The organism is Pseudomonas asuensis, assembly GCF_014646755.1.
Classification (GTDB): domain Bacteria; phylum Pseudomonadota; class Gammaproteobacteria; order Pseudomonadales; family Pseudomonadaceae; genus Chryseomonas; species Chryseomonas asuensis.
On record NZ_BMNW01000001.1, the window covers coordinates 818,768 to 840,099 of the forward strand.

The 21,332-nt window shown below is 55.6% G+C and carries 25 protein-coding genes and 2 riboswitches; of the genes, 9 read left to right on the forward strand and 16 right to left on the reverse strand.

The genetic code is table 11. The features are described 5' to 3' along the window. Positions 1-73: 73 nt before the first annotated feature. Positions 74-218: riboswitch (FMN riboswitch) on the reverse strand. Positions 219-264: 46 nt separating this feature from the next. Genes IEX86_RS03730 through mpl form a run of 3 tightly spaced genes read right to left on the reverse strand, consistent with a single transcriptional unit; the run spans position 265 to position 2,535 of the window. Continuing rightward, positions 265-552: a YceK/YidQ family lipoprotein gene (locus tag IEX86_RS03730; RefSeq protein ID WP_188864697.1), complete on the reverse strand. Its 288-nt coding sequence runs from the start codon at positions 550-552 to the stop codon at positions 265-267. Further along, the gene (ubiX, locus tag IEX86_RS03735) at positions 545-1,174 is read right to left on the reverse strand and encodes a flavin prenyltransferase UbiX (RefSeq protein ID WP_188864698.1); all 630 of its coding nucleotides are present in this window, start codon (positions 1,172-1,174) and stop codon (positions 545-547) included. Before ubiX ends, IEX86_RS03730 begins: the two co-directional genes overlap by 8 nt. Beyond that, a complete protein-coding gene (gene mpl, locus IEX86_RS03740) occupies positions 1,171-2,535 on the reverse strand; it encodes a UDP-N-acetylmuramate:L-alanyl-gamma-D-glutamyl-meso-diaminopimelate ligase (protein ID WP_188864699.1) in 1,365 nt (454 codons plus the stop codon). Before mpl ends, ubiX begins: the two co-directional genes overlap by 4 nt. A gap of 273 nt (positions 2,536-2,808) precedes the next feature. On the opposite strand from mpl, the gene IEX86_RS03745 reads away from it, so the two are divergent. Further along, positions 2,809-3,465, forward strand: coding sequence for a DedA family protein (locus tag IEX86_RS03745; RefSeq protein ID WP_188864700.1), 657 nt, complete (start codon positions 2,809-2,811; stop codon positions 3,463-3,465). 604 nt (positions 3,466-4,069) lie between these two features. Here IEX86_RS03745 and IEX86_RS03750 read toward each other — a convergent pair. Further along, positions 4,070-5,167 (reverse strand): mechanosensitive ion channel family protein, encoded by a 1,098-nt coding sequence (locus IEX86_RS03750; RefSeq protein WP_188864701.1) that lies wholly within the window; start codon positions 5,165-5,167, stop codon positions 4,070-4,072. A 190-nt stretch (positions 5,168-5,357) separates the two neighbouring features. On the opposite strand from IEX86_RS03750, the gene ppa reads away from it, so the two are divergent. From ppa to dxs, 4 genes are all read left to right on the forward strand, one after another. After that, positions 5,358-5,885: an inorganic diphosphatase gene (gene ppa / locus IEX86_RS03755; RefSeq protein ID WP_188864702.1), complete on the forward strand. Its 528-nt coding sequence runs from the start codon at positions 5,358-5,360 to the stop codon at positions 5,883-5,885. Positions 5,886-6,298: 413 nt separating this feature from the next. Then, complete coding sequence (locus IEX86_RS03760) at positions 6,299-6,541, forward strand: exodeoxyribonuclease VII small subunit (protein ID WP_188864703.1); 243 nt, start codon at positions 6,299-6,301, stop codon at positions 6,539-6,541. Further along, positions 6,538-7,416, forward strand: a complete 879-nt coding sequence (gene ispA / locus IEX86_RS03765) for a (2E,6E)-farnesyl diphosphate synthase (RefSeq protein ID WP_188864704.1) — start codon at positions 6,538-6,540, stop codon at positions 7,414-7,416. Before IEX86_RS03760 ends, ispA begins: the two co-directional genes overlap by 4 nt. A gap of 102 nt (positions 7,417-7,518) precedes the next feature. Further along, the gene (gene dxs / locus IEX86_RS03770) at positions 7,519-9,456 is read left to right on the forward strand and encodes a 1-deoxy-D-xylulose-5-phosphate synthase (protein WP_188864705.1); all 1,938 of its coding nucleotides are present in this window, start codon (positions 7,519-7,521) and stop codon (positions 9,454-9,456) included. A 15-nt stretch (positions 9,457-9,471) separates the two neighbouring features. Here the strand turns inward: dxs and IEX86_RS03775 are convergent, their stop codons facing one another. The 11 genes from IEX86_RS03775 to nrdR form a co-directional block, all read right to left on the reverse strand. Further along, complete coding sequence (locus IEX86_RS03775; RefSeq protein ID WP_188864706.1) at positions 9,472-10,284, reverse strand: cobalamin-binding protein; 813 nt, start codon at positions 10,282-10,284, stop codon at positions 9,472-9,474. After that, positions 10,284-10,901 (reverse strand): GTP cyclohydrolase II, encoded by a 618-nt coding sequence (gene ribA, locus IEX86_RS03780; RefSeq protein ID WP_188864707.1) that lies wholly within the window; start codon positions 10,899-10,901, stop codon positions 10,284-10,286. The genes IEX86_RS03775 and ribA overlap by 1 nt, the downstream gene beginning before the upstream one ends. A gap of 100 nt (positions 10,902-11,001) precedes the next feature. Continuing rightward, the gene (locus tag IEX86_RS03785) at positions 11,002-11,640 is read right to left on the reverse strand and encodes a retropepsin-like aspartic protease family protein (RefSeq protein ID WP_188864708.1); all 639 of its coding nucleotides are present in this window, start codon (positions 11,638-11,640) and stop codon (positions 11,002-11,004) included. Positions 11,641-11,664: 24 nt separating this feature from the next. Next, positions 11,665-12,186, reverse strand: coding sequence for a phosphatidylglycerophosphatase A family protein (locus IEX86_RS03790; protein WP_188864709.1), 522 nt, complete (start codon positions 12,184-12,186; stop codon positions 11,665-11,667). Between the two features lie 40 nt (positions 12,187-12,226). Further along, positions 12,227-13,192, reverse strand: a complete 966-nt coding sequence (gene thiL / locus IEX86_RS03795) for a thiamine-phosphate kinase (RefSeq protein WP_188864710.1) — start codon at positions 13,190-13,192, stop codon at positions 12,227-12,229. 8 nt (positions 13,193-13,200) lie between these two features. Next, positions 13,201-13,671 (reverse strand): transcription antitermination factor NusB, encoded by a 471-nt coding sequence (gene nusB, locus IEX86_RS03800; protein WP_188864711.1) that lies wholly within the window; start codon positions 13,669-13,671, stop codon positions 13,201-13,203. Further along, positions 13,668-14,144, reverse strand: a complete 477-nt coding sequence (gene ribH / locus IEX86_RS03805; protein ID WP_188864789.1) for a 6,7-dimethyl-8-ribityllumazine synthase — start codon at positions 14,142-14,144, stop codon at positions 13,668-13,670. The genes nusB and ribH overlap by 4 nt, the downstream gene beginning before the upstream one ends. A 113-nt stretch (positions 14,145-14,257) precedes the next feature. Further along, a complete protein-coding gene (gene ribBA / locus IEX86_RS03810; protein WP_188864712.1) occupies positions 14,258-15,343 on the reverse strand; it encodes a bifunctional 3,4-dihydroxy-2-butanone-4-phosphate synthase/GTP cyclohydrolase II in 1,086 nt (361 codons plus the stop codon). Positions 15,344-15,361: 18 nt separating this feature from the next. After that, complete coding sequence (locus IEX86_RS03815) at positions 15,362-16,027, reverse strand: riboflavin synthase (protein WP_188864713.1); 666 nt, start codon at positions 16,025-16,027, stop codon at positions 15,362-15,364. Between the two features lie 15 nt (positions 16,028-16,042). Beyond that, on the reverse strand, positions 16,043-17,152 hold the full coding sequence (gene ribD / locus IEX86_RS03820) for a bifunctional diaminohydroxyphosphoribosylaminopyrimidine deaminase/5-amino-6-(5-phosphoribosylamino)uracil reductase RibD (protein WP_229685246.1): 1,110 nt from the start codon (positions 17,150-17,152) through the stop codon (positions 16,043-16,045). Between the two features lie 173 nt (positions 17,153-17,325). Next, positions 17,326-17,469: riboswitch (FMN riboswitch) on the reverse strand. 64 nt (positions 17,470-17,533) lie between these two features. Then, positions 17,534-17,998, reverse strand: coding sequence for a transcriptional regulator NrdR (nrdR, locus tag IEX86_RS03825; RefSeq protein ID WP_010796873.1), 465 nt, complete (start codon positions 17,996-17,998; stop codon positions 17,534-17,536). Between the two features lie 175 nt (positions 17,999-18,173). Here nrdR and IEX86_RS03830 point away from each other — a divergent pair, with 175 nt between their 5' ends. The 3 genes from IEX86_RS03830 (at position 18,174) to trxA (ending at position 20,212) form a co-directional block, all read left to right on the forward strand. Then, on the forward strand, positions 18,174-18,620 hold the full coding sequence (locus tag IEX86_RS03830; protein ID WP_188864715.1) for a YbaY family lipoprotein: 447 nt from the start codon (positions 18,174-18,176) through the stop codon (positions 18,618-18,620). Further along, the gene (locus IEX86_RS03835) at positions 18,617-19,276 is read left to right on the forward strand and encodes a class I SAM-dependent methyltransferase (protein WP_188864716.1); all 660 of its coding nucleotides are present in this window, start codon (positions 18,617-18,619) and stop codon (positions 19,274-19,276) included. The genes IEX86_RS03830 and IEX86_RS03835 overlap by 4 nt, the downstream gene beginning before the upstream one ends. A gap of 63 nt (positions 19,277-19,339) precedes the next feature. After that, the gene (gene trxA, locus IEX86_RS03840; protein ID WP_188864717.1) at positions 19,340-20,212 is read left to right on the forward strand and encodes a thioredoxin; all 873 of its coding nucleotides are present in this window, start codon (positions 19,340-19,342) and stop codon (positions 20,210-20,212) included. Here trxA and IEX86_RS03845 read toward each other — a convergent pair. Next, positions 20,206-20,583, reverse strand: a complete 378-nt coding sequence (locus IEX86_RS03845) for a hypothetical protein (RefSeq protein WP_188864718.1) — start codon at positions 20,581-20,583, stop codon at positions 20,206-20,208. The genes trxA and IEX86_RS03845 overlap by 7 nt on opposite strands. A 121-nt stretch (positions 20,584-20,704) precedes the next feature. Here IEX86_RS03845 and IEX86_RS03850 point away from each other — a divergent pair, with 121 nt between their 5' ends. Beyond that, positions 20,705-21,307 carry a DUF2796 domain-containing protein gene (locus IEX86_RS03850; RefSeq protein WP_188864719.1) on the forward strand — a complete coding sequence of 201 codons (603 nt, stop codon included), beginning with the start codon at positions 20,705-20,707 and terminating at the stop codon, positions 21,305-21,307. The last annotated feature ends 25 nt before the right edge of the window (positions 21,308-21,332 follow it).

The following is a 21,332-nucleotide window of genomic DNA, read 5'->3' on the forward strand; positions in this document are numbered from 1 at the left end:
CTCGTTGAAATGAGTGAACGTTTCAGGGCAAAAAGCGCAGACGCTGCCTATGCCAGAATGCATAGGCAAACAGACGCATCTTCTTTCATCCGGACTATGACCGTCGGCTCTGGAATCACACCAGATCTGCTGACCTCCGACAAACCGGAGCGCTCGCGGGCTTACACTTGACTGGGTTTACCGCCGGTGGGGACTCTCACCCCGCCCTGAAGACGCGACCGACTATAGCGAAGTAAAGTTGCCTTCGACAATGTTCGAGACCGCTTAACTGCCTCCACGAACATTCAGCCCGATACCTAACACCTTTGCCAAGGCCAGAGGAAATAGTACGGTATCTACCAATAGGCTGCCCGGAAGGTCGAGCATGGGGTAGGTTGGAGCGTCTACGCCAAAACGCTCTGTTGGGCAGCAGCCCCCCTGTATGGCATACCAGTCCAGCCGGGTTCCCGAATAAACAATCGGAGCGCCAGGCTCGCTGGCATTGAGCGTACTAACGCTAGCGCAGCCACTCAGTAGAACCAGCACCAGGCACGCACAAAAGAGCTTATTCATCGCTCACCAGATGATGCTCGCCCCAACGGGGTAGCATGTCTTGAGGGATACTCAGCGTATTGAGAATTCGTGCTACTACGAAGTCGATCAGATCATCTACCGTTTGTGGCTGATGATAGAAACCTGGCGCAGCAGGCAGAATCGTTGCGCCCAGATTCGACAACTTGAGCATGTTTTCCAGGTGAATACTAGAAAACGGCGACTCCCGTGGCACCAGAATCAAGGTACGACGCTCCTTGATCGCCACATCGGCCGCACGCTCAATCAAATTATTGCAGGCGCCTGTGGCAATAGCCGACAGTGTGCCGGTCGAACAAGGGCAAACCACCATGGCGGCAGGGGCACTGGAACCTGAAGCGGGTGGCGCCATCCAGTCGCTCTGACCAAACACCCGGATCTGCCCAGGCGCGGCACCGGTATATTCAGTCAAAAACGCCTGCATGGCTTGAGGCTTGGCTGGTAATGCCACATCTGTCTCGGTGGCCATTACAAGTTGAGCAGCCTTGGAAATCAGGAAATGTATTTCACGTTCTTCCTGCACCAAACAGTCAAGCAGCCGTAATCCGTATTGAGCGCCAGAGGCGCCGGTCATTGCCAGGGTGATACGTTCCGGTCCGCTCATGCAGGATCTCCTTCACGCAGTGCAGTTGCCAGCTTGCCGTGCAGACCACCAAAACCGCCGTTACTCATGATGACCACATGAGTCTTGCCTTGTGCTTCGCTTTTCACGCGCGCAATGATGGCGTCCAGCGAGTCGCAGACAACAGCAGGAACAGGGCAGCCCCCCGCTGTTCCTGCCAGGTCCCAGCCCAGGTTCGGTGGCGCGTACCAGATAACGGAATCAGCCAAACGAACACTGTCCGGCAAGCCCTCGCGATGAGCACCCAACTTCATGGAATTAGACCGCGGCTCGATAACGGCAATAATGGACTCTTTCCCTACGCGCGCGCGCAGCCCTTGAAGCGTGGTCGCAATGGCAGTGGGATGATGAGCAAAATCATCATAGATCGTGACACCCTCAATTTCGGCAACCGTTTCCATTCGACGCTTGACGCTTTTGAAGGCGCTTAATGCCTCAATGCCCTGTACCGGCACAACGCCTACATGCCGCGCCGCTGCAAGCGTCGCCAAGGCATTGGCGACGTTATGCTGACCCGTCAGGGGCCATTCCACGGTTCCTTGCTTTTGCCCATCAAAAATCACTTCGAACCGCGAGCCATCCTCATGGAGCAACCGAGCCTGCCATTGACCACCCTCGCCTGTCGTCTGAACCGGCGTCCAGCACCCCATCGTTAGCACGTGGGACAGCGCTTTTTCAGCTGTTGGGTGAATGATCAGCCCTTCGCTCGGAACAGTACGCACCAGATGATGAAACTGCCGCTCGATAGCTTCTAGATCGGGAAAGATGTCAGCATGATCGAACTCAAGATTATTCAAAATTACTGTTCGTGGGCGGTAGTGAACGAACTTGGAGCGCTTATCGAAAAAGGCACTGTCATACTCGTCCGCCTCTACTACGAAAAAAGGCGTCCCGCCCAACCGAGCTGACACACCAAAATTTTGTGGCACACCACCAATTAAAAAGCCCGGACTCATACCGGCATGCTCTAACACCCAGGCCAGCATACTTGTAGTCGTAGTCTTGCCATGAGTACCCGCCACTGCCAGGACCCAGCGTCCCTGTAGCACATGATCCGCCAGCCATTGCGGCCCGGAAACATAGGGCAAGCCTTTATTCAGAACGTATTCAACAGCTGGATTACCGCGAGAGAGTGCATTGCCAATCACCACCAGATCAGGCGTCGGCTCAAGATGGGCAGGCTCGTATCCCTGCATCAGCTCAATACCCTGAGCCTCCAACTGTGTGCTCATTGGGGGATAGACATTGGCATCGGAGCCGGTTACCCGATGACCCAGTTCCTTGGCCAACACGGCCAGAGAACCCATAAACGTCCCGCAGATGCCGAGAATGTGGATATGCATGAATAACCTCTAGCAGGCAGAGCCTTGGCAGCCCCGTTGAAAACTCGCCGAAGGTTAGCACAGCAGGGCACGTGCCCTGCTGACTAGGGCAGTGGCAGCCTCACAAAATTCTTCACCGTGTTTTGCTTGTAGTGTTTTGCAACCATTAAGAAAGCGGATATCCGTGCTGCAGGTCGCAAATCGTACTGTGCTGTCCGACCCAACGGCTACTGGCGACATAGAGTCATCAGCCTATAATGACCCCTTCGACCCGCCGCCATAGATAGGCTGTACATGGACTTTAACCCGATCGACCTGATCCTTCACCTCGACGTTTACCTTGAAATGCTGGTCAACAACTATGGGTCATGGATTTATTTCATCCTGTTCCTGGTTATTTTTTGCGAGACCGGCCTTGTTGTAATGCCGTTCCTTCCGGGCGACTCACTGTTGTTCATTGCCGGTGCCATTTGCGCCACAGGTGGCATGGACCCTTGGCTCCTGGGCAGCTTGCTCGCTTTTGCTGCCATCGCTGGCGACAGTACCAACTATGTCATTGGCCGAACGCTGGGCGAGAAACTGTTCTCCCGGCCCAACTCCAAGATATTCCGTCGTGATTACCTCCTGCGTACTCAAGCGTTTTATGCTCGGCATGGCGGTAAAACCATTACACTGGCGCGCTTCCTGCCTATCATCCGTACATTCGCTCCGTTTGTTGCCGGCGTCGGGCACATGAACTACTTCCGCTTCCTGGGCTTTAGCATCCTGGGCACCTTTTTGTGGGTGGGCGGCCTGGTGACACTAGGCTACTTCTTTGGCAACGTACCCTTCATCAAACAGCACCTGTCCATGTTGGTCATTGCCATCATTGCCATCTCTCTGCTTCCAATGATCATCAGCATGGTCAACAGCCGTTTACGTCCGGCCTCCAGCCGAAGCGAACTCGGTTGATCCTGTAGTCTCTGCCCGCCTGGCAGGACCGGCATATCCTCAAGCGGATATCGGTCCTGCCAGCGCCAGGGGCCAAGGTCACGTCCCTCTTTCCATCCTGACAAGGCTCAAAAGCCGAGATGACACCCAGCTTAAACAACGCAGCGCCCCCTTTCCGACTCATAAGCCCATAACCTTGCTGGGCGATGTGACTCTTGGTGGACAGGATCGATATGCTGAAGGCAGCAATAGGGCTTAGCTGCAAAATCTAAGCATCATCGTGTGGTCGGGTTGTAGGACGTGCGGTGACTGGCATGGCTACAATCCAGTCATCCATGAGCAACGCATAAGCTCCATGACGCGCCACCTTTAGACTAGAAAATGGCAATCGCTCAGTGGACGAGGCCTTTCAGACTGCTTGTAACCGCGGCGGTCAACGGCTTGAACAAGGTATTGAAGCGTTAGCTATTTCCTGCGCTCGATAAAGCTTTTGCTCTTTGCCATAAATATTTCACTTGTAAACCAGATACCTCCATAAAGCGTCTCTGGAGGTCTATGTGCAGCTGCTTTGGTTCTTTCACCAGAATCCACTCTAAGCAACTGCACATCCTCACTCAGCGAAACGTTACTTCTGCACCATCCTGCTCTCATCTACATCAGATGATGCACGCTGAATGACTGGCACATCCTCCAGAAACTCCAATGAGCGAACCGGCATACCAAACTTGATTTGACGCTGTTCAAGCTCCTTCAGCAGTGCCATGTTGATGCTTTGCTGGATATCCATGTATTGGTTGTAGTCTGAACTCAACACGTAATACACCACCTCGAACTTCAGAGCGTTACTTTCCAATGCGAGTAAGTGCGCACGGTCGAACCGTGTTTTCTCCAATGACGTAATAATCTGCTTAACCAGCGGTGCAACCTCAGCCACTTTTTCTGTAGGCGTCCGATAACTGATATCAAACTGAAACAGCACTCGCCGCTCGGACATGCGCTTGTAGTTGTGAATGGTCTGCTGTAGCAACTGGGTATTGGAACAAATGACTTGTTCGCCACTTAGGCTACGGATGCGGGTGGTTTTCAGGCCGATATATTCGATAGAGCCTGCGATATCACCAAAGACAACAAAGTCGCCTTGCTCAAACGGCTTATCGATCCCGATCGAAAGCGAGGCGAACAAGTCGCTCAATACGTTTTGTACCGCCAGGGCCACCGCAATACCGCCAATCCCCAGGCTCGCTACAAACGCCGTAATATCAACGCCCAGATTCGCCAGAACAGACAACAGCACGACAGCCCACAAGGCTGTCCGAACCATGAGCGAAATCATAGTCATCGTCAGCTGGCTACGCTGATGGCCCGATTTACTGCTCAATGCCGAACGCGCCCATAGCAAAACAGCGGCGTCCATCCACAAGCCAAATTGCAAAGCCAGCACCAGAAACCAAATATGGCTGACCCGGGACTCCCAGGCAGGGCTCAGGTCAATGACGTAAAGCCCCATTTGAATAGCCATGAGCAAAATCAACAGCCGACTCGTTCGGCCTATGATTTCACCCAGGTAATGGGTCCAGCCGTGGCTACTACGGCTGGACCATGAAGCGATACGACCGGTGATAGCGGTAATAAGCCGCCGAATAACTATGTAACTGATAAGTGTAATGACAAGCGCCAGCGCCAGATTGATCGCTGTAGATTCATTAATCCAATTGAACGACATGCCGGAGTTTTCTCCCAATCAGAGGAAATCTGCCCTGTCCTCATGCAGGAGGGCTCCTTTTTTCGGGTTCGATGTTCCTTCAAAGTTCCGGCTTTGAACCTTATCCCACACCAAGGCTCGAATCGCGGGTTAAATATGCCTATACTCCAAGCCACATCAATTTGGCCTACCAACAAAGGTGAGTCGCTCTATGAGCTATAGCAAGATTCCGGCCGGCAAAGACGTGCCGAACGACATCTACGTCGCGATTGAAATCCCGGCTAACCATGCACCTATCAAATACGAGATCGACAAAGACAGCGATACGCTGTTCGTCGACCGGTTCATGGCTACCCCGATGTTTTATCCGGCCAACTATGGCTACATCCCCAACACTCTGGCTGACGATGGCGATCCCCTCGACGTGCTCGTCGTAACGCCTTACCCCGTGACACCAGGTGCAGTCATTCGCGCGCGCCCTGTAGGCGTACTGCACATGACCGACGAAGCCGGTGGCGATGCAAAATTAGTTGCCGTTCCGCATGACAAACTGTCTGTGCTGTACCATGATGTAAAAGAATACACTGACTTGCCGGCTCTGCTGCTGGAGCAGATCAAGCACTTCTTCGAGAACTACAAGGATCTTGAAAAAGGCAAGTGGGCAAAAGTTGAACGCTGGGGCAATGCTGAAGAAGCCCGTGCGGAGATCTTAAAGGCAGTCGCGGCTTACCAAAAATAAGTCGTTACTACCTCACGAAGCCGGCCACAAGCCGGCTTTTTAATGCCTGTCCGTTAGAGATGTTACTGACCAGACGGCGCGATTACGTGCAGTAACGTAACTAGAGCGCTAGCAAAGTACATTTGGTTCGTCCATTTCAAAGAAAGTGCACGTGAAATCAAACTGTCATCACCTGGCGCGATAGTTACTGTAAGTGTTGGCCAGCGAACAGACAGATTCGATGGGTAACACCCTATAGAGTGCAATTCCTTTCGGGCCCATGCTCCGGCATCCGCCCTACCGTATACGGTCTTGTCCTGGCGCTTACCCCATCGGCCCTGGACAGGGCCGTTCTTATTTCCGCTGTAAGTATTTGCTCAGCCTTTAAGCCTCTGCTAGTGTCCCGCGATTGTGTATTACCCCCGAGATTGCCAATGGCCCGCAAGAAAGCTCCCGATTTCGAACACTCCCTGGCAGAGCTACAAACCCTGGTCGAGCGCCTGGAAAGCGGTGAGCTTTCCCTTGAAGAATCATTGGGTGCATTTGAGCAAGGTATTCGCCTTACCCGCGAATGCCAGAGTGCCCTGAGTCAGGCCGAGCAGAAAGTCCAGACTCTGCTCGAGCGCGATGGCGTCCTGACCGAGACGCCTTTTGATATACAAGGCGACGACACATGATCAAGGCTTACCAGGCTCGCAGCCAGGCGCGTGTTGACGCTGTGCTGGAAACCCTATTCGTGTCTCCACGCCCGGAGCTCAATCGCCTCTATGAAGCCATGCGCTACAGCGTTATGGGCGGTGGCAAGCGTGTGCGTCCCTTATTGGTCTATGCAGCCTGCGAGGCGCTTGGGGGCGAGCCGTCTCAAGCCGATAACGCCGCCTGTGCCGTCGAGCTGATTCATGCTTACTCGCTCGTGCATGACGACCTGCCTGCCATGGACGATGACGATCTGCGCCGTGGTCGCCCAACGACCCATAAAGCCTACGACGAAGCGTGTGCCATTCTGGCAGGCGATGCCCTGCAAACGTTCGCCGTGGAAGTGTTGACCAACGCACCGCAAGCGGCTGAGACTCGCCTGGAAATGCTTAATGTCCTAGCCCAAGCCTCGGGGCCAGCGGGTATGGTGGGAGGACAAGCGATTGATCTGGAGTCGGTCGGTAAACACATAGACCAGCCTGCGCTGGAAGTCATGCATCGCCACAAGACGGGAGCACTGATCGAAGCCAGTGTTCGTCTGGGTGCATTGGCTAGCGGCAAGGCTACACCTGAACAGCTGGACGCTTTGAGCCGCTACGCCCGTGCTGTAGGGTTGGCCTTCCAGGTACAGGATGACGTCCTGGATGTAGAGAGCGATACGGCAACCCTCGGCAAGCGCCAGGGTGCAGACATTGCGCGAGATAAACCCACCTACCCGGCCTTGCTGGGTCTGGACGAGGCGAAGCATTATGCTCAACGGTTGTGTGAACAAGCCCAGCAGGCCTTACAGTCCTTTGGTGAGTCTGCCGAACCCTTACGGGCGCTAGCACTCTACATCGTCCAACGTCGCCACTAGTCATGTACAGTACAGCTCGAAGCGCTATATGACGGTTCACTGTTGGGTGACCGAAGGGCTTCGGGTAAACTTCGATCTTTCACACCTTATAACGATGACCTGATGCCCAAGACGCTGCACGAGATTCCACGCGAGCGGCCCGCCACGCCATTGCTCGACCGCATCGATACCCCCGCTGCGCTGCGCCATCTGAGCGAGCACGAGTTGGAAACGCTCGCCGATGAGTTGCGCCACTATCTGCTCTACACTGTCGGGCAGACCGGCGGGCACTTTGGTGCCGGCCTCGGGGTCATCGAACTGACCGTTGCGCTGCATTACGTGTTTGATACGCCTGACGACCGTCTTGTCTGGGACGTCGGCCATCAGGCGTATCCGCACAAGATCCTGACCGGACGCCGTGACCAGATGGGTACACTGCGCCAGAAAGGGGGCGTTGCCGCCTTCCCGCGTCGCTCTGAAAGCGAATACGACACCTTTGGCGTCGGTCATTCCAGCACCTCGATCAGTGCCGCACTGGGCATGGCCATTGCCGCACGCATGCAGGGTAGCAAGCGTAAGTCCGTTGCCGTAATTGGCGACGGCGCCTTGACTGCAGGCATGGCGTTCGAAGCGCTGAACCATGCATCCGATGTAGAGGCCGACATGCTTGTCGTTCTTAACGACAATGACATGTCTATTTCGCACAATGTCGGTGGCCTGTCGAATTATCTGGCCAAGCTTCTCTCCAGCCGTACGTATCAGAACATGCGTGAAGGTGGGAAAAAGGTATTGGCCAAGCTGCCCGGTGCCTGGGAGATCGCTCGCCGTACTGAAGAGGCTGCCAAAGGAATGCTGGTTCCGGGCACTCTGTTTGAAGAGTTGGGCTGGAACTACATTGGCCCCGTCGATGGCCATGACCTGCCAACGCTAATCACTACCTTGCGTAACCTGCGTGATGCCAAAGGCCCGCAGTTTCTGCATATCGTGACCAAGAAGGGCAAGGGCTTCAGCGCAGCCGAAGCTGATCCTATCGAATACCATGCCATTACCAAGCTTGAGCCCCTGAATGCGGCGCCCAAAAAGCCTGGAAGCCCTAAATATTCCAATATTTTTGGCGATTGGCTGTGCGATATGGCCGCCGCTGACCCAAAACTGGTTGGTATTACGCCTGCCATGAAGGAAGGCTCCGACCTTATCCGTTTCAGCAAGCAGTACCCAGAACGCTATTTTGATGTTGCAATTGCCGAGCAGCACGCCGTGACATTGGCAGCGGGCTTGGCCTGTGACGGTGCCAAGCCGGTAGTGGCGATCTATTCCACCTTCCTGCAACGTGCTTATGATCAGCTGATCCACGATGTAGCCGTCCAGAATCTTGATGTGCTGTTTGCCATCGATCGCGCCGGATTAGTGGGAGAAGATGGTCCTACTCACGCGGGGAGCTTCGATCTTTCCTTCCTGCGCTGCATCCCCGGCATGGTAATCATGGCGCCTAGCGATGAGAACGAAATGCGCCGTATGCTGACAACGGGTTACCAGTTCGAGGGGCCTGCGGCCGTTCGTTATCCACGAGGCAGTGGGCCTAACGCAGCGATTGAGCCTGGCCTTCAGCCGCTGGAAATCGGCAAGGGCATCCTTCGCCGCCAAGGTCATAGGGTTGCCTTCCTGGCCTTTGGTGTACAACTAAAAGAGGCGCTTCAGGTAGCAGAGACTCTTGATGCAAGCGTAGCTGACATGCGCTTTGTCAAACCGCTGGACGAAACCCTGATACGCGAATTGGCAAACAGTCATGACCTGCTGGTTACCCTGGAAGAGAACAGCATCATGGGCGGCGCAGGAAGTGCCGTGAATGAGTTCCTCGCCAGAGAGAACCTACTCAAGCCAATCCTGAATCTGGGGCTACCCGACTATTATGTCGAACATGCCAAGCCCAGCGAAATGCTGGCCGAGTGCGGATTAGATGTAGCTGGCATCGAAAGAGCCGTTAAACAGCGGCTGATGCAGCTCGAAGCAAATACCGCCTCCAAGCCTGCACCGCTTGCACTTGCTTCACGCGCGCCTTAACCCGGTGCGCGTCACCTAGCGGGCCTTATTGAGTAACTCGCATAGCCTGGCGACTGCATTCAGCATGCCGTAGCTAGGCCGTTCGAGGCGCTTATCCTCTACGGCCCAGAGGTGCTGCCTTGCCACTGCTTTAAGGGTTGGCCACTGCCCCCAATGCTGGAGCTGTGCCTGGTTCATGGCCAGTATTACGTCAGGGTCTCTTGTTAGCACGGTTTCTATGCCAACCTGCGGAGCGGGTTGTGGAAGATCCGCAAATATATTTTTGCCCCCACATACCTGTATCGCATCGTTAATAATCTGCGTATTTCCAATGGTATAAAGCGGCTTGTCCCAAACCTGATAGAACACACGTACAGGCGGCAAACGCTGATAACGAGTGCGCATGACTGTAAGCTGTTCTCGAAACTGAACCGCTAAGCGCCGCCCCTCGTCAGGGACGCCAACCACCTGCCCCACTCGAGCGAGTCCGTCTGCCAGTTCATCCAGCCGATGTACATCCAAAACTTCAATGGGGTATCCCAATTGCTGTAGCTGCTCACGCTGAGCAGGCGGGACCGCGCCGGGCCAGAGCAAAATGAGATCGGGACGTAGAGCGACAATCTGCTCAATGTTGATTTGGCCATAACGGCCAACTGATGGCAGGCTTGCTAGAGAAGCAGGACGCTCACCAGCATCCAACACACCCATCAACCGCGCTTCGGCGCCCAATTCAAGGACGATATCAGTCATTGAGGGCGCCAGGCTGATAATACGCTCAGCAGCCTGAGAGAGAATGCAATAACACAGCAGGCAGGCGCCAGTCAGAACCGAGCAGCGCCTGTGCTTCATCAGGACGGTAGTACTTCGCCCTGATGGATATTACCTAACATATGGCCCAGCTTACCTGCCTTGGTAGCCAGATAACGCTTGTTATGCGGATTAAGACCTGTCTGCAAAGGTACACGCTCAGCTATGGCAACCCCCAGGTCTTCCAATGCCTTAACCTTACGCGGATTGTTGGTCATCAACTTTAGCGCATTGACGCCCAGGTGCTTTAGCATTGGCTTGCACAAGCTGTAAGTACGCTGGTCTGCACCGAAGCCCAGGCGCTCATTGGCTTCAACCGTATCAGCGCCAGCATCCTGTAACTCATAAGCCCGAATTTTATTCAGAAGACCGATACCGCGCCCTTCCTGGCGCAAATACAGGATGACGCCACGACCTTCTTCAGCAATAGCCCGCATAGCGGCTTCCAGTTGGAAACCGCAATCACAGCGCAGGCTGAATAAGGCATCACCGGTCAGGCATTCAGAATGTAAGCGCCCCAGCACCGGCTCACCATCAGCGATATCGCCCAAAGTCAGAGCCACGTGTTCTTTACCATCGGACTCATCAAGAAAGCCATGCATGGTAAAAATGCCAAAAGGCGTAGGTAATTGAGATGCGGCGACGAAAACGACAGACACCGTCAGGCTCCTATCGGAAAGAGGGTTATAGTGTACCATTCATGAACAGGGACGGCTCAGTCATAAAGGCTATGAGGCTATTGCGCTTGAAGCTATCACGCTAGTTTTTGCCTTCGACATATAAGACGCCCTGATCTTCACGCCAGCCGACACGGTTCAAAAAGCTCATACCTAATAGCGTCTCGGTTGGATGGCCGCCTGCCAACACCATGGCCTCGACACCCAGCACCTCGATAGTGCCGACCTTAACGCGGTCCAACCTTACCAACCAGGCTCTTCGGGTCCCGCCTGCCGTATTGACCTGCACGGATTGCCCTTTCAGATAATCCAGACCCAGACGACTTGCCTGACTTTCGTTCATGGCAATTGTCGAGGCCCCGGTATCAACCAAAAATTCGATAGGCTGACCATTTACAGAACCTGATGCCCAATAGTGACCATCATTACGGCGGGCAATACTAAGCTGGCGCTTATGCGGGGCGGCAAAGCCATCGCTGTATTCACGCGAAAGCGTAAACGTCTGATTACTCCCCCCAATACGCAGCACAGCCTCTCGACTTGTCGCGCTGATCAGCTCAACGTCACCTTGCCGCTGCCCCACCTTGAGCATCTTGCGCTGCCCATCAATGTTGACTACGGCTGCGCCGTTGAACAGACCTACCACTTGAACCTGAGGCGCGGCAAATACGAGCGCAGGCAACAGACTCAATACACTGATACCGATCCATTTACGCACCACACCGTCCCCTTGTAGCGGCTGCGGTCAGGAGAGCATCCCGATCTGCGCCCAGCTCCAGCCCAATCCCTGCACAACTACCCAAGCGAAAACACCCGCCAGTACATCATCAATCATGATGCCGATACCGCCCTGAACATGGCGATCCAACCAGCTGATCGGCCAGGGTTTCAGGATATCCATGAAGCGAAATACGGCAAAACCGACCAACCACCAGACCCAGCCGGCTGGAGCCATCCAGAAGGTAATCCAGATGCCTACCATCTCGTCCCAGACAATCCCCTCATGGTCGTGTACGCCCATGTCATCAGCCACACGACCGCAGAGCCAGAATCCGAACACCGTAAAGACCAGTAACAGCAGCCAATAGCCCGAGTCCGGCAACAAATGCCAGAGCGGAACAAAAGGCAGTGCCACCAGGGAACCCCAGGTACCCGGAGCCTTTGGCAACGTCCCGGAGCCAAACCCAAAGGCCAGAAAATGCCAGGGATTACGCCAGACGGCCGGTGAGATAACTTCGCTCCGCTTCGAAGCAGCTGGTCTGTTCACGAGACTGTCTCTGGGCGAGAGAGGAGATCAGCAGAATACATCATGGCTTCATCGCAAAATGTTGATAACCACCCCGTAACGGAGTGACATCCCGGCCAATAGCATCTTGCACCTGAATGCCCTGCCCCGAGGCAACACGGCCAATGACACCAACCTGGGGAAAGTCCGCCTGCAGAGCTTTGAGGTGCCGGGCAGGCAGCGTGAAGGCAAGCAGATAGTCATCACCCGCTGACATCGCCAGCATGCGTATCTGCTCAGGTTCGAACAACGCCGCTAATGCAGGGCTGACAGGCAGCCTTTCATTCTCAATGATGAGCTTGACGCTTGAGGCAGCGGAGATATGACCGCAATCAGCCAGGAGCCCATCAGATATATCCAGCGCGGCAGTAGCCCGGCCCCGCAAGGCAAGCCCCAACTCGAACTGAGGCGCAGGTGACCAGTAGCGCGCCATGAGAGTGTCGACATAAGCGCCCCGCTCATGTCGCTGCCCCAATACGAAAGGTAGGGCTCCGCCAGCTTCTCCAGGAGCCCCGCCGACACACAGCAAGTCACCCGGCTGAGCGCCCGCACGCGTCAGGGCTTGCCCTTGAGGAACAGAGCCAAACACGGTGAGCGTAAGAGAAAGTGGCCCGCGTGTTGTATCGCCACCAATCAAGGCCAGGCCACAGGCCGCGGCCATATGATCGAGCCCTTGCGCAAACCGTTCCAGCCAGTACGCATCGACTTCAGGCAGGGTCAGCGCCAGAGTAAAGCCCAGGGGTTCTGCCCCCATCGCCGCCAGATCGCTGGCACTGACGGCCAACGCACGTTGTCCGAGCAGAAAGCCATCGCAGACCTCTGGGAAATGTACCCCAGCTGTCAGCGTATCGGTAGAAATAGCCAGTTGTTCGCTAGGGCGAGGCGTCAGCAGTGCGCAATCGTCGCCCAGACCGAGCGCGATATCCTTACGTGGCTGGGCGCAGCGCGCTGCAGCGAAATAACGACGGATCAACTCGAACTCGGTCATGGTTACAATCAACGCTTGGCGCGTAATTCAGCAGCGCGCAGTTTAGGCGCTAACTTGTCCAGCACACCGTTGACGAACTTGTGCCCGTCGGTTGCACCAAATACCTTCGCCAGCTCGATACCCTCATTGATGACTACTTTGTAGGGGACATCGATACGATTGCGCAGTTCGTAGCAAGACATGCGCAGAATCGCGAGTTCTACAGGGTCAACGTCATCTAACGGACGATCCAGGCATGGCGTGATCAAATCATCGATCTCGGTTTTCAAACCGGGAACGCCATGCAGAATTTCGTGAAAGTAAGCTGCATCGACATTGGCAAAGTCATTATCCACGCGGAACTGAGCTTCGATCTCGTTGATCGCCTGCCCCGCCATGTGCCATTGATACAATGCCTGAACTGAAAGACTACGGGCTTCCCGACGCGCAGCAATCTTGCCGCGCGGAGCTTTAGGCTTTTGGCCGTCTACAGCGCTCACTTGGCCTCCAGCTGCGACAGCAGGCTCACCATTTCAAGAGCAGACAGCGCCGCTTCGGCACCTTTGTTACCTGCCTTGGTACCCGAGCGCTCGATGGCCTGCTCGATAGAGTCAACGGTCAGTACACCAAAGGAAACAGGCACGCCAAACTCCATGGACACCTGAGCCAGGCCCTTGGTGCACTCGCCTGCAACGTAGTCGAAGTGTGGAGTGCTGCCGCGAATCACGGCGCCCAGCGCAATGATGGCGGAGTATTCATCACGCTGGGCGGCCTTCAGGGTCGCCAGCGGGATTTCGAAAGCACCTGGAACACGGATGATGGTGATGTCTTCCTTACGGATACCATGGCGTACCAGGGCATCTACAGCACCTTCAACCAGGCTTTCAACCACAAAGCTGTTGAAGCGGCCAACCACTAGGGCATAGCGGCCTTTTGGGGCAATGAAAGTACCTTCAATGGTCTTCACGGTCATGAGCAGGTCTCGTCTGTTAAAGAACCAGGGCGTATTCGTACGCCCTGCAAAAATCCGGTCATCGGCGCGACGGTCATCAACCATCGCACCGGTCAGGCCATCCGTAGGCCGGTTTATACGGGAGGCAGGTATTCTACAACTTCAAGGTCAAAGCCGGATATGGCATTAAACTTCATCGGTGCACTGAGCAGACGAAGCTTACGTATGCCCAGGTCACGCAGGATCTGCGAACCAGCGCCTACGGTGCTATACGTACTTTGCGGTTTAGGCTTGCTGACCGGCTCGCGCAGATGAGTAAGCAGATCGTCACCCGCCAGGGAATGCCCGAGCAGCAGCACCACGCCCGTCCCCGCCTCAGCCACTTTGGTCATGGCTTCACGCAGGCTCCAGCGGCCCTCCTGATTTACCAGCAGCAGGTCGCGCAGAGGGTCCATATTATGCACGCGTACCAGGGTTGGTTCATCACCCTTGATGATGCCCATGGTCAATGCCAGATGGACATCCCCCTCCACCTCATCACGGTAAGTGACTAGATTAAAGCGTCCCAGCTCGGTTTCCAGCGGCTGTTCGTCGATCCGCTTGACGGTATGCTCATGCAGCAGACGATAGTGAATCAGATCAGCGATTGTACCGATCTTCAGTCCATGCTCTTCAGCAAAGGCCTCAAGCTCTGGGCGACGCGCCATGGTGCCGTCATCGTTCATGACCTCACAGATCACACCGGTCGGCTCGAAGCCTGCCATGCGCGCCAGGTCGCAAGCCGCTTCGGTATGTCCCGCTCGGGCCAGAACACCGCCCGGCTGAGCCATGAGCGGGAAGATGTGCCCCGGACTCACAATGTCTGTTGCCGTTGCATGTTTGGCAGCGGCTACCTGTACGGTACGAGCGCGGTCGGCGGCCGAAATACCGGTCGTCACGCCCTCAGCTGCCTCAATGGAAACCGTGAACTTGGTGCCAAAGCCTGAGCCGTTGCGGGCAGCCATCAACGGTAGGTTCAACGCCTCACAGCGCTCCTTGCTCATCGGCATACAGATCAGGCCACGCGCATGCTTGGCCATGAAATTGATGTGCTCGGCCTGTACACATTCGGAGGCCATGATGATATCGCCTTCGTTCTCGCGATCTTCGTCATCCATAAGGATGACCATCTTGCCTTCACGGATGTCCTGAATGATGTCTTCGATATTGTTCAATGCCACGGAGGTCTTCCTTTACGCTCAGGAGTTGAGATAGCCGTGTTGGGCCAGGAATTGTTCGGTAATACCGCTGCCCTGCTGCGGCTCGGCGGCCTTGTCGCCCATCAATAGACGCTCCAGATAGCGAGCCAGCAGGTCGACTTCAAGATTAACCTTACGACCAGGTCGATAGTCCGCCATGATGGTCTCTGCCAGGGTATGCGGCACGATGGTCAGTTCAAACTCGGCGCCATCCACCGCGTTAACGGTGAGGCTAGTGCCATCAACGGTAATCGAGCCTTTTAACGCGATGTAGCGCGCCAACTCGCGCGGAGCACGAATACGAAACTGAACGGCACGTGCATTATCCTGACGCGAAATGACTTCACCCACGCCATCCACATGGCCGCTGACGAGGTGTCCACCCAGGCGGCTGGTTAGCATCAGAGCCTTTTCAAGATTGACCCGGCTGCCAATCTTGAGATCGACAAAGGCCGTACGCGCCAGCGTCTCGCGGCTTACGTCCGCCCAGAAGCCATCACCCGGCAGTTCTACGGCCGTCAGGCACACACCGCTGACAGCAATACTGTCACCGAGCTTCACGTCAGCAAGATCCAACTTACCGGTTTGTACATATACGCGCATGTCGCCGCCTTTAGGCGTTAGCGCAGCGATCGAGCCAATGGCTTCGATGATGCCAGTGAACATGTCTACCTCGAAACGTCAGGAAATGAGTGGCGCCGGAACGCCTGAAACAGGTTTAGCCACGATATGCCAGTCACGTCCGACCGACGTGAACTCGATAATTTCAAGCTCAGGCGCCTCGCTCATGGTGCTGAGTGGCCAGTCCAATAACGGGCGAGCCATAGAACCGAGTAGCTTGGGGGCCATAAAGATGTGGAACTCATCGACCAACCCCTGCCGTGCAAACGCACCAGCCAGTCGGGGACCCGCCTCTACAAGCACCTCGTTCATACCACGGTCGGCTAGAAGCTGTAGCAGCGGTTGCAGAGCGATATGTCCATTATCCTCAGGAAGCGCCAGGAGCTCATGCCCCTGGGTCTGATACTGTGTTGCCCGCTCAGTTGAAAGGCTTGCCACCCAGGCTGGACCTGCCTGAAAGAAAGCCACATCCAACGGGACGCGGTGCTGACTATCCACCAACACGCGCTGAGGTTGGCGTCCCATCGCAAGGGAGGCCTGCTCAGCTGACTCACCGAGTTCATCGGCGCGCACGGTCAGCCGAGCCTTGTCCATCAATACTGTGTCGGCACCGGTCAACACTACACTGGACTGTGCACGTAAGCGTTGAACCTGGGTACGGGCCGCAGGGCCGGTGATCCATTGGCTTTCACCGCTGGCCATCGCTGTTCGGCCATCCAGACTCATGGCCAGCTTGACGCGTACGAACGGAAGACCCGTGACCATACGCTTGATAAATCCCTGGTTAAGCGCCCTGGCTTCATTTTCGAGTACGCCGCAGGCTACCTGGATGCCTACCTCTGCAAGTCGTGAGAGGCCACGGCCGGCTACCTGTGGATTTGGGTCCTGCATGGCAGCCACTACACGTCCGACGCGGGCATTAACCAGAGCGTCTGCACAAGGTGGCGTTCGGCCAAAATGGCTGCACGGCTCCAGCGTGACATAAGCTGTCGCACCTTGTGCACGTTCTCCTGCCTGGCGCAGTGCATGGACCTCGGCATGAGGTTCGCCGGCGCGAACGTGCCAGCCCTCACCAATGATCTGGCCATCCTTGACGATGACGCAGCCCACACGCGGGTTTGGATGAGTCGAATAGAGCCCTTGGCGCGCCAATTCGAGCGCACGCGTCATATAGAGATGATCGGCAGGATCCGAAGCGTTGGGATTACCTCCGTTGCCAGCAATGCCAGCATGATCAGAGGAATCGGCAATAGACATGAAACGTCCTCGCTAAACATGAGTGAACGTTTCAGGGCAAATAGGCAAAAGCCGCACGCGCACGCTTTTAGGGCACGCGCAGACAGACGCATCTTCTTTCATCCGGACTATGACCGTCGGCTCTGGAATCACACCAGATCTGCTGACCTCCGACAAATCGGAGCGCTCGCGGGCTTACCCTAGTAGGGTTTACCGCCGGTGGGGAATCTCGCCCCGCCCTGAAGACCCGACCGACTATAGCGAAGTAGAGCCTCTGCCAGCAATGGGCTAGCGACAAATGACCCACCGTAACAGTCAGGCTTTGCTTGGATCACGCGCCAGTCGATCAATTTCCTCCCGAAATTCGGAAAGGTCCTGAAACTGTCGGTAGACTGAGGCAAAGCGGATAAAGGCAACCTCATCAAGCTTGCGCAACTCCTCCATGACCAGCTCTCCGACAACCCGAGACTTGATCTCACGCTCTCCTGTGGCACGTAGTTTGTGCTTGATGTAGGCAATAGCCTCTTCCAGGCGCTCAATACTGACCGGGCGCTTTTCCAGCGCGCGCTGCATACCGGCCCTGAGCTTTTCCTCATCGAAGGGCTGGCGAGTACCGTCCTGCTTGATCAGGCGAGGCATGACCAGTTCAGCGGTCTCGAACGTAGTGAAACGTTCCTGGCAGTTCAGGCACTCACGACGGCGGCGCACCTGCTCGCCTGCTGCGACCAGGCGTGAGTCGATGACTTTGGTGTCGTGAGCACCGCAAAAAGGACAGTGCATATCAGAAGCAGCCAAAATAAACGGGAGGTCATGGTAGCGCATCCTGCCTGAGAAGGAACCTTGCAAGGCCTCAAGAATCGACAGAACACGCCTGGCGCAGCCGTGACACAATCCTCTTCCCGCCGGTCGTAGGTTGTATAAGAATGCGCCGCCGAATCTGCCTGGAGCCGTTGCCATGTCGTTGCGCCCGCTGTTGCCCGTGTTGTTGATCAGCCTACTTGCAGGCTGCTCTGAAAAGCCTGTTGCGCCGGCTGAGCCTGCCAAGGAGCCCGAGCCGGTTGCCGGTGCACCGCGCCCTGGCAATCTGCGTGAGGTCTCTGGAACCCTAAGAACGCCCGATGGCGCCATTGCATCAGGTGCCCAGGTTGAAGTCGCCATGCTGGTTATTGACAGCCAGGATCGCCCACAGCGGCTTCTAGCCAGCGAAACACTGACGGGTAACGGTAAGGCTTTGGCATTCCGCCTGCCGTTTAATCCCGAAATATTCCCTCAGAATGCAAAGGTCGAGCTACATGCTCGCGTCAGCCAGTCCGGCCAGCTGGTCTGCTACCTGGACCCAGTTACTATCAGCCAGCCTAGCAATCAGGTACTGGGCGAATTAGTACTGGATCAGAAGCCATGATGCCGCCGGCATCCCTGCAGACAGCTTTGCAAGACTTGCTGGGTGATGCCGAGTTGAGTATTCAGTCATTGCCAGAATGCGATATCTCACTCTGGCTGGTAGATCCCTCCAATATGGAGCGAGCCTTTTCACCCGAAGAAACCCAGCGCCTATTGAACGCCCCGCCCTACTGGAGCTTTTGCTGGGCCAGCGGGCTGGTCCTGGCACATTGGCTCGCCGAGCAGCCGGAATGGGTACAGGAAAAGCGCGTTCTTGATTTTGGCAGCGGCTCAGGGGTAGCTGCAATTGCCGCCGCCAAGGCTGGTGCGGCACAAGTAGTGGCCTGTGACTGCGATCCATTGGCGCTGGCGGCATGCCGGGCAAACGCGGACTTAAATCAAGTGATACTTGAGTATTCAGATGACTTCTTTGCCGAGACCGATCAGTTCGACCTGATCATCGTGGCAGACATACTGTATGACCGCGCCAACCTTCCTTTACTGGACAACTTTTTGAGTCGTGGCGAAGAGGTATTGGTCGCAGACTCTCGCGTTAAGAACTTCGATCACCCGAACTATACCGCCCTGGCTACAAGAGAGGCCTGCACTTGGCCAGACCTTGCCGAACCGGCCGAATTCAGGTGGGTTAACCTCTACCACGCACAACGTGCCCGCTGAAGGTTGTTTTCGGCAGGCGCGTCTCCACATATAGTTCCATCTTTTCGTTATCCGAGTCTGTCTATGAGCCAGGACACGCCCTACATTTTTGATGCGACGCTTGAGAACTTCGAACAGAAGGTTATAGAGCAGTCATTCAACACGCCCGTACTGGTCGATTTTTGGGCCGAGTGGTGCGCTCCCTGTAAAGTACTCATGCCCATGCTGGCCAGCATTACCGAGTCCTTTGGCGGTGCTCTGCATCTGGCCAAGGTCAATTGCGACATCGAGCAGGAGCTGGTGATGCGTTTCGGCATTCGCAGCCTGCCTACGGTTGTCCTGTTCAAAGACGGCCAACCCGTCGACGGTTTTGCAGGCGCACAGCCTGAATCTGCCGTTCGCGCTATGCTGGAGCCGCACGTACAGGCACCTGCGCCTGAAAGCGACAACCCGCTGGAAGCCGCGCAACTGCTGTTTAATGAAGGTCGAGCGGGAGAAGCCGAGGCCGTCCTCAAGCAGTTATTGAGTGAAGACAATACCAATGCCCCCGCCCTGATCCTCTATGCGCGTTGCCTTGCTGAGCGCGGCGAGCTGGACGAAGCTGAAACCGTACTAGGGGCGGTCACAGGTGATGATCACAAGCAGGCACTGGCAGGTGCAAAAGCACAGCTGACCTTCCTGCGCCAGGCTGCCAGCCTGCCCGACACAGCAGACCTGAAGGCCCGTCTGGCGCAGAATCCTTCCGATGATGAGGCAACTTACCAACTCGCCATTCAGCAGTTAGCGCGTCAGCAATATGAGGCTGCCCTGGAAGCCCTGCTCAAGCTGTTCATGCGCAATCGCTCCTATGGCGAGGATTTACCTCGCAAGACCATGGTGCAGGTGTTCGATCTGCTTGGTAATGAGCATCCGCTGGTTGCGACCTACCGTCGCCGTCTTTATCAGGCGCTTTACTGATTGCCGCTGGGCGTTGGCTTCTGGCCAGCGCCTACCCATACAAAGACTTGCGCCTCATTTGTTTTTTCAATCCGAATATTTGGATTGTGCCGCAGCCGTACGATCAACTGCTTGGCTGAACCCACGTTGCCTGCCAACTTTTCCAATAGGCTCAAAAGATGGGGCCCTTCGATACGCTGCTCCTGTTGGACCAGTGCAAGTACTGACTCCCACAAGGGATCACTATGGGCCCTGGTAACCGGCGCAGTTTCCTTGGGCTGAGCGGGCGCTGTATGAGCCAGCCCCTCCGCCAGACGACTCCAGTCCTCTGGCTCCAGCTCAATTGTCAGATCTACTGGCCAAGCGCCTATTTTCCCTTGGATACGAATCATCGTTTATCGCCTTTCCTGAGTCCTCCCTCATCATGCCATGTGCTCAGGTTAAGGGCATTCCTATTGCGGCCATGTTTTGTTACGACATAACATATAATCAAATCCATCAATGGAGCTGACTATGCGTTCGTTGCTGCTTGCCCTGCCGTTTGCCGTACTGCCCCTTACTGTTGCCTATGCCCATGACGAGCATGATCATGCACATGGAAGCCTGGGCGCCCATGAACATGGAGTCGCACAGCTCAACGTTGCACTGGATAACAACTCATTGGAGCTGGAGCTGCACAGCCCTGCCATGAACCTGGTGGGCTTCGAGCATAAGGCCCAATCGGATCAGGATAAAAAAGCTGTCGAAATGGCCAAGCAACAACTGGCCAACCCTATAACCCTATTCGGCATTCCAGCGGCTGCAGGCTGCAAAGTCAGCAAGACCGACCTGGACAGCCCTCTGTTTGGTGGCGCTGAAGAACATCATGACCACGGGCATGATAATCAGGCCCATGGCAGCCATGCCAAGAGTGAGCATGACCACGAACATGCTCACAGTGATATTGACGCTGACTATACCTTGACCTGCGAAAACCCAAAGGCGCTGACGGCGCTGGATCTTGCTGGCCTGTTCAAGCAATTCCCAGCCACGCACAAGGTCAATGTTCAGGCCATTACCGCTCAAGGCCAGAAGGGTGAAGAGCTGACGCCCACCCAAACTCGCCTCGCGCTATAACCACTCTCCTTACGACGGGTAGCCT

What these genes read in the sequence shown, in the direction of transcription:
- IEX86_RS03730 (WP_188864697.1), bottom strand. Translation starts at nt 552, where the DNA reads ATGAATAAGCTCTTTTGTGCGTGCCTGGTGCTGGTTCTACTGAGTGGC.
- ubiX (WP_188864698.1), bottom strand. Translation starts at nt 1,174, where the DNA reads ATGAGCGGACCGGAACGTATCACCCTGGCAATGACCGGCGCCTCTGGC.
- mpl (WP_188864699.1), bottom strand. Translation starts at nt 2,535, where the DNA reads ATGCATATCCACATTCTCGGCATCTGCGGGACGTTTATGGGTTCTCTG.
- IEX86_RS03745 (WP_188864700.1), top strand. Translation starts at nt 2,809, where the DNA reads ATGGACTTTAACCCGATCGACCTGATCCTTCACCTCGACGTTTACCTT.
- IEX86_RS03750 (WP_188864701.1), bottom strand. Translation starts at nt 5,167, where the DNA reads ATGTCGTTCAATTGGATTAATGAATCTACAGCGATCAATCTGGCGCTG.
- ppa (WP_188864702.1), top strand. Translation starts at nt 5,358, where the DNA reads ATGAGCTATAGCAAGATTCCGGCCGGCAAAGACGTGCCGAACGACATC.
- IEX86_RS03760 (WP_188864703.1), top strand. Translation starts at nt 6,299, where the DNA reads ATGGCCCGCAAGAAAGCTCCCGATTTCGAACACTCCCTGGCAGAGCTA.
- ispA (WP_188864704.1), top strand. Translation starts at nt 6,538, where the DNA reads ATGATCAAGGCTTACCAGGCTCGCAGCCAGGCGCGTGTTGACGCTGTG.
- dxs (WP_188864705.1), top strand. Translation starts at nt 7,519, where the DNA reads ATGCCCAAGACGCTGCACGAGATTCCACGCGAGCGGCCCGCCACGCCA.
- IEX86_RS03775 (WP_188864706.1), bottom strand. Translation starts at nt 10,284, where the DNA reads ATGAAGCACAGGCGCTGCTCGGTTCTGACTGGCGCCTGCCTGCTGTGT.
- thiL (WP_188864710.1), bottom strand. Translation starts at nt 13,192, where the DNA reads ATGACCGAGTTCGAGTTGATCCGTCGTTATTTCGCTGCAGCGCGCTGC.
- ribH (WP_188864789.1), bottom strand. Translation starts at nt 14,144, where the DNA reads ATGACCGTGAAGACCATTGAAGGTACTTTCATTGCCCCAAAAGGCCGC.
- IEX86_RS03815 (WP_188864713.1), bottom strand. Translation starts at nt 16,027, where the DNA reads ATGTTCACTGGCATCATCGAAGCCATTGGCTCGATCGCTGCGCTAACG.
- ribD (WP_229685246.1), bottom strand. Translation starts at nt 17,152, where the DNA reads ATGACGCGTGCGCTCGAATTGGCGCGCCAAGGGCTCTATTCGACTCAT.
- nrdR (WP_010796873.1), bottom strand. Translation starts at nt 17,998, where the DNA reads ATGCACTGTCCTTTTTGCGGTGCTCACGACACCAAAGTCATCGACTCA.
- IEX86_RS03830 (WP_188864715.1), top strand. Translation starts at nt 18,174, where the DNA reads ATGTCGTTGCGCCCGCTGTTGCCCGTGTTGTTGATCAGCCTACTTGCA.
- IEX86_RS03835 (WP_188864716.1), top strand. Translation starts at nt 18,617, where the DNA reads ATGATGCCGCCGGCATCCCTGCAGACAGCTTTGCAAGACTTGCTGGGT.
- trxA (WP_188864717.1), top strand. Translation starts at nt 19,340, where the DNA reads ATGAGCCAGGACACGCCCTACATTTTTGATGCGACGCTTGAGAACTTC.
- IEX86_RS03845 (WP_188864718.1), bottom strand. Translation starts at nt 20,583, where the DNA reads ATGATTCGTATCCAAGGGAAAATAGGCGCTTGGCCAGTAGATCTGACA.
- IEX86_RS03850 (WP_188864719.1), top strand. Translation starts at nt 20,705, where the DNA reads ATGCGTTCGTTGCTGCTTGCCCTGCCGTTTGCCGTACTGCCCCTTACT.